The organism is Massilia sp. LMS1-1-1.1 (genome assembly GCF_040815535.1).
In the GTDB taxonomy this organism is placed as follows: domain Bacteria; phylum Pseudomonadota; class Gammaproteobacteria; order Burkholderiales; family Burkholderiaceae_D; genus Janthinobacterium; species Janthinobacterium aestuarii.
Window position 1 is genome coordinate 2,096 of sequence record NZ_JBFPNG010000006.1, and the last position, 2,806, is coordinate 4,901.

The window sequence follows — 2,806 nt, forward strand, 5'->3', positions numbered from 1 at the left end:
GCGGGTGGCCAGCACCACGGACGGATCGATTTTCAGCTCGATGGCGGCCGTGCTGGCGACGATCAGCACCACGCGCACCACTTGCGTGCGGGCGCTGCCCTCGGCCATGACGGGCTTATAGCTGGGCGGACAGTTGGCTACGGCGCACAGGTCGCCCGCCTCGTCGTAGAGGCCAATCTCGCGTATCCACCAGCCGCCCACCTCTTCGGGCAGCACCTGTTCGGCGATGATCTGGCTGGCGTTGGCCGGGTCGATGGCCAATTGGTTCAGGTCGGCGCGGCGCACTTCATGCACGAGCGTCTTTTGTGCGCGGTCGGGGATCGGCAGGACGCCGTTGCCGTCGCCCACGCCCATTTTTTTGAGTTTCAGGGTTTGGCCCAGGGCGATGGCGTTGGCCAGCTTGGCCTCGCCCACCTGCGTCAGAATGGCAAAGTATGTGCTCATGGATAGATGGTCATGGTGTCAATGGTATGGGGTGCGCCGCCTTGTACCAGCTTGCCGCGCACTTCGATTTGTTCGGCGATCCACGGATAAACCGTCATCGCATCGCCGTGATAGGCGCTCAAGCCGATCCGCACCTGGCCACGGGTTTCCAGATACAGCGCCAGGCCCGTCAACTGCCGGCTGACGGGCTTGGCGTCGGCGATCAGGCGTTCCATTTCCTGAAACATGGCGTCCGTGATGCCCGAGTCCAGCACGCCCACGTCGAGGCGGAAAGTTCCGGGCACGCCCGGTGGCGCGGTCTGCCACCATTCGGTGATGCGGATCAAATAGCCCAGGGATTCCACCACGCGGCGCACGGCGGCAATCGTGCCCTTGTGCTTGTGGATGAAGTAGGACGCCTTGATGGTGCCGCGCTTGACCGACTCGGGCCAGTTGTCGTCCCAGCGGTCAACGGAACAGGCCCAGGCCAGGAATGGGAGCAAGGCAACGGGGCAGCGGTCGGCGTTCCACAGCTCGCGCAGCGGCACGGGCACGTTGACCAGCTCGGCGCAAGCCACGGCAATGGCGCGTTCCAGCGCCGTGGTGTTGGGCGGCAGGGTCGGCACGGTCTTATTCATCGAGCACCACCACATGCAGGTTGATGCCGGTGCAGCGCGCGGCCTGGGTGGCGTCCAGCTCGATGTCGGTGGCCGGGCTGGTCAAGACGACCTTGCGCACGCCCTCGACGTGCACGGCGGCGCTGCAGGCGGAACGGTAGATGCTGTGGCCCAGCGGACGGCGTGGCTGCGACACGCGCACGGCGTTGGCGCGCGCGGCATCGAGCAAGATCGGCACTTCCGGGCCGACGCCAATAAACAAGGTGGCCTCGATCTGGTAATCGATGACCTGGGCAGCCTGCACCGTCAGGCGGTCGCCCAGGGGGCGCACTTCCTCGGCGTTGAGCGCGCGCGCCACGGTGGCCAAGAGCGCGGCGTCGGCGATGCCGGTGTCATTGTTCGCCAGCACGGTGACGGTGACGTGCGCCGGCGCGGGGCTGGTGGCGCTCGCGTCCTTGACCTGGCCGTCGCTGCTGCGGGCGTGAAATTCATACGACGCTTTCGGGCCGGCCACGGACAGGCCATCTGGCGCTTCCTGGATGCGCAGGCGGTAGGCGTCGTTATCTTCCATGACGGCGGCCACGGGCGGCAGGGCGTTGGGATTGGCCGGCGTGATGACCAGGCGCGCCACGTTGACGTTGGCGCCCAGCTGGTCCAGGTCGCCGTCTAGGGCAAACGCCAGCATGACGGCCTTGCCCGCCTCGTTGACGCGGTTGCGCAGGATGGTTTCCTGATACGCGTTTTCTTCCAGCAGCTTGGTGGCCGGCTCCGATTCCAGCTCCAGCAGGGCCGTGACGGCCGCACGCTCTGCTTCCGGCAGCAGGCTGACCAGGTGGGCTTTGCGCGTGGCGAGGATGGCTTCGAAGTCCAGCACCTCGACCACGCTCGGCGCCGGCAATTGGGTCAGATCGATGGGCGTGCTCATACGCTGCCGCCTTGCTTGACGGGTACGGACAGGGTAATGCCCTGGCCGTTGGCCGTGCCTTCCAGCAGCAGCGCGATGGCGCCGTCCGTGTCGCGCGTGAGCTGCACGCTGGCGAGCTGCAAACGCGGCTCCCAGCGGCGCAGAGCAAAGGCGGTGGCGGCGTAGATGCGCAACTGCGTGGCGCTGTTCAGGGGCTGGTCGATCAGCTCGGGCACTTCCGAGCCATAGCGGCGGCGCCGGATGCGCGAACCCATGGGCGTCGTGAGAATATCGGCCACGGACTGGCGCAGGTGGCCCAGGCCCGTCAGGCTGCGCCCGGTGGCGGCGTGCATGCCCATCATGCTTGCGGCCCGCCCGACTGGTCGCCGCCGGCCTTGACGCCACCGTGCGCATGCTTGGCCAGGCTGATGGCGCCGGCCAGCACGTCCTCGCTGGCCTTGATCGTCCCTTGCACGGCCATGGCCACGCCGCCAGCGGCGCCGGCCTTGGCGTTCACGCCGCCGTTCAGGGCGGTGGCGCCGTTGACGATCAGGTTTTTCATGACGGTCAGATCGCCCGTGCAGATGGTGCTCGGCGCGTTCGACGTGACCTTGTCGGCGGTGATGGTGGCAGTGCCGCCGGGGAGTAGGGCCGTCAGCGCGTGGGCCGCATGGTCGTACTGCACCACAGCGCCGTCCGGGTAATGCGTGGTGTAGATGGTGTCGCTGGTTTCTGGCGCGTCAAACGCCTGCGAGTACAGCGCGGGCAGGATGATGCCGCGCGTCAGCTCGCCGCCCGGGGAAAAGACGATCACCTGTTCGCCGACGGTGGGCGCCGACCAGGTGCGCGTGCTGCCGGCGCG

Annotated in this window: 5 protein-coding genes; all 5 read right to left on the reverse strand. The window is 67.5% G+C overall.

What is annotated here, in order from left to right:
• On the reverse strand, positions 1-444 hold a 444-nt coding region (locus tag MRBLMS1_RS09870), incomplete at its 3' end, for a phage tail protein (protein ID WP_485879237.1).
• Entirely contained in the window at positions 441-1,061 is a 621-nt protein-coding gene (locus MRBLMS1_RS09875) for a phage tail protein I (RefSeq protein WP_485879239.1), read from the reverse strand. The genes MRBLMS1_RS09870 and MRBLMS1_RS09875, both read right to left, overlap by 4 nt.
• Positions 1,054-1,965, reverse strand: coding sequence for a baseplate assembly protein (locus MRBLMS1_RS09880; RefSeq protein WP_485879241.1), 912 nt, complete (start codon positions 1,963-1,965; stop codon positions 1,054-1,056). The genes MRBLMS1_RS09875 and MRBLMS1_RS09880 overlap by 8 nt, the downstream gene beginning before the upstream one ends.
• Complete coding sequence (locus MRBLMS1_RS09885) at positions 1,962-2,306, reverse strand: GPW/gp25 family protein (RefSeq protein ID WP_485879242.1); 345 nt, start codon at positions 2,304-2,306, stop codon at positions 1,962-1,964. The genes MRBLMS1_RS09880 and MRBLMS1_RS09885 overlap by 4 nt, the downstream gene beginning before the upstream one ends.
• On the reverse strand, positions 2,303-2,806 hold a 504-nt coding region (locus MRBLMS1_RS09890; protein WP_485879244.1), incomplete at its 5' end, for a phage baseplate assembly protein V. The genes MRBLMS1_RS09890 and MRBLMS1_RS09885, both read right to left, overlap by 4 nt.